The following is a 3,253-nucleotide window of genomic DNA, read 5'->3' on the forward strand; positions in this document are numbered from 1 at the left end:
GTACAGTTTTTTGGGTAAATACTTTTTCAAAAATGACTATCAGGAGATAAATGAAACTAATTCCTGAGAGAGTAAATCCCAAATAGGTAGCTATTTTTAAAGGTTTGTAAGAAAAAGCCGTGATGGCATCCCAGGCTAAACGAAGGAGTTTTTTAACGTTATATTTGGTTTCCCCAGCCCAACGCTCTTCCCGAACAAATTCTATAGCAGTTTGTCGAAATCCCACCCAACTTATAATGCCTCTCATATAACGATTTTTTTCTCGGATATTTTTTAAAGCATCGGCAACCTTCCGATCGATGAGCCGAAAATCTCCCACATCAGCCGGCATATTGATCTCGGTCATTCGTTGTAGAAAACGGTAAAAAAACGCCGAGGTCGTTTTTTTGAAAGCTGACTCACCCTTCCGCTGTTTTCTTTTCCCATAGACGACCTCAAAACCCTGTTTCCATTTATCTATCATGTTTGGTATCAATTCCGGTGGATCTTGCAGATCGGCATCGATGATGACTATGCCTTGCCCCGATGCATAGTCTAATCCGGCGGTTGTTGCGGCTTCATGACCAAAATTTCTGGCAAAGTGAATTGCTTTTAGGTTTGGATCGTTACGGTGAATCTCATCAAGGATTTCTCCAGTTCGGTCAGAGCTTCCATCGTTGATAAAAATAAGTTCATAGGGCTCTCCAATCTCATCCATTACTTTTTTTAAACGTTTATAGGTTTCCGCAATTACCGGTTCCTCATTAAAAGCCGGTATAACCACTGAATATTGAATGGTCTTCATTTTGTTGATCCTCAATTTTAAATTATTTTATATATAAAAAATCCAGCTTGGGATCCAGCGTAAAAATCTTGCGGCATAAGCTCGATCTATTATCATACCGGAGATAACTGGATAAAACATCACAAAAAGGATCACAACGATGATTAGGTAGATAAAGACGAAATACTTAGAGCCATGATATTTTTCTAAAAATTCTCGAATAAGGTACACGATTGAAAAAATAACAAAAGGAACGCTAGCGAAATAATGATAAATGAAAGTTAGACGAGGAATAATTGCCCAGGGAAGATATTGGGAAAAGAAACCGGCTAAAATGAAAAAGAGGGTGTTATCTCTTTTTTTTAGCCAAACAACAAAGCAGGCAATCAGGGAAAGAGTTCCCGGCCACCAAATAGCTGGATTTCCCATTGATGAGATACTGGCAATTTTTCCTTCAGGAAGCCCTTGGCCTTGATACATCCAAATAGGACGAATTAACAAAGGCCATTGCCACCAAGGGGAAGAATAACCATGGGTTGCTTTGAGATTGCGATGGTAATTATACATATTAATTTGGTATTGGACCAAGTCATGGAAGCTGTGCCCACGATTGGGAACTAAAAGAAGAGGGATAAATGACAGGGCGTAAACCGTTAGAGGGATAACAATGAAAAATAGTAAACACCAGAGAATAATCCTTTTGGTGTAGTGGGGGAAAACCATGACAGAGTTCGAAGAATTTGAGGTAGAATCTTGATTATTAAAATCTTGATATTCTCTCTTAATCTTTAAATGGACCCGATAGTTACGCAGAAGAGTGGTTAAAAAAATAAAAGCCAAGCCACCACCAGAGTAAATACCATTGAGCTTACTGGCTGATGCACATCCATAAAAAAGTCCTGATAGAAAAAGTGGAATCAGTAGTTTTTTTAAGGGATATTCATAAAAACTTCTTTGGTAAAAGAGAAGCATACAATAATAGGAACAGAGAATGAAAAATACCATATAGACTTCGATGGTGGCAATGCGAGAATGAGAAAAATGCATAAAATCAAAAGTAAGAAGAAAAGCACCAATGAAGGCATAAAAAGGTTTTTTAAATAACTGCAATCCAAAATAATAAATGAGGGGGATCATAGCAATGCCAAAAAGAGTCCCGACTATTCTCCATCCAAAAGGATTCATCCCAAAAGTTGCGATTCCTAAGGAAAGAAGAATTTTGGCAAAAAAAGGCTGAACTGAATCATAGGGTTCCATACGGTGTAAGTGTTCAAAGGCAGTACGAGCAAAATAGATTTCATCGAAATACATTCCATTTAAAAAGCTGGGTAATTCAGGTATGGTATTTGTTTCATCAGCTATTCTTTGTGCATTACCTTCTAAATGAGCCGGAGTAGTACTTTGAATAATATTTTGAATTGGAATGATTTCTTTTCCATCCGGGCCAAGGAATCCAATTTCATACATTCTTCCTCCTGGTTGTAAAACGGTTATTCTAACAAAACGGCCCTCTCCGTCAAGAACGGCATCTTTCCATACATAGATGTCGAAAATTCCGTGAAAATTGAGGTTTAGCTTTTCTTGCCAGGAATGGTTATCGGTGGATAGTTCAAAGAGATATTGACCATCACCAATGCCCCCAAAATAACGAATTGAGTGGAATTTTTTTATTTCTCCAAAATCGATCGTTATTGTTTCTTCTGCCTGTAAAGGGCGCCAAAAGGTTTCGGGAGCAGCCCGAGAACCTAATTGATAGAGAGCGACTATTGAATACCCAATAGTCATGATGATCAGTAGAATAGTGAATAACTTATATGAATTCCGAGATCCCATGGTTATTCCTTCACCTCTTTGATAATAACCTTTGATATTATAGCCATTTCTCTTTGGCCAGTCCATGAAGATGTTTCCGGTAAGGATTGGTGAAAATATCAGATTATTTCTAATTTTTATTGAATATTGATGAAAAACTAATTAATCTTATAAATTTTGCCTGGAACACCCCCTAAAATACAGACAATAAGGGGTGTTCCCTTTCATTCTAAGATAGAGGATGTTAATCAAAATAATAGATGTATTTCAATCGAGGTATTTCCGGTGGATATTGGGAAGAGAAAAATCCCTGAGTCCAATTTGGCGGCGGTGGATTACTTCCCGCTTTCAGCATAGCTTGCCATTTTTCATCAGTTAACCGATCATCAGCGGAGTGGAGGAATTCAAAGTAAGAAAAAGTTGCTCCACGGGTCAGCTTTAGATAACCATCAACTTCGGTGACCACATAAATTTCATAAACTGGTCCTACTCCGACTTCAAGGGCTAAATTTTTCTCAATTTTTTGGCCATTTTCTTCGACTTCGATTTGAGCGGTATGAATATCGGCAATGACTGCTACATTTTTGTCAGTATCACTTAGTATTTCAAACCAGTTGCTGATACTTTCATCATCAGTCATAACCGAAATAGTGAGATTTTCCAGTAAAGCACCAAAAG

General features: G+C 37.8%; 3 protein-coding genes. All 3 read right to left on the reverse strand.

Going from position 1 to position 3,253, the window contains the following annotated elements; translation table 11 throughout:
- A partial coding sequence (locus tag PLK24_RS09985; RefSeq protein WP_324478726.1) for a glycosyltransferase family 2 protein occupies window positions 1–784 on the reverse strand: 784 nt, incomplete at its 3' end.
- Between the two features lie 27 nt (window positions 785–811).
- On the reverse strand, window positions 812–2,662 hold the full coding sequence (locus PLK24_RS09990; RefSeq protein ID WP_324478728.1) for a phospholipid carrier-dependent glycosyltransferase: 1,851 nt from the start codon (window positions 2,660–2,662) through the stop codon (window positions 812–814).
- A gap of 157 nt (window positions 2,663–2,819) precedes the next feature.
- A partial coding sequence (locus PLK24_RS09995) for a DUF3160 domain-containing protein (RefSeq protein WP_324478730.1) occupies window positions 2,820–3,253 on the reverse strand: 434 nt, incomplete at its 5' end.

It is taken from the genome of Atribacter sp. (assembly GCF_035418125.1).
GTDB classification, from domain to species: Bacteria; Atribacterota; Atribacteria; order Atribacterales; family Atribacteraceae; genus Atribacter; species Atribacter allofermentans.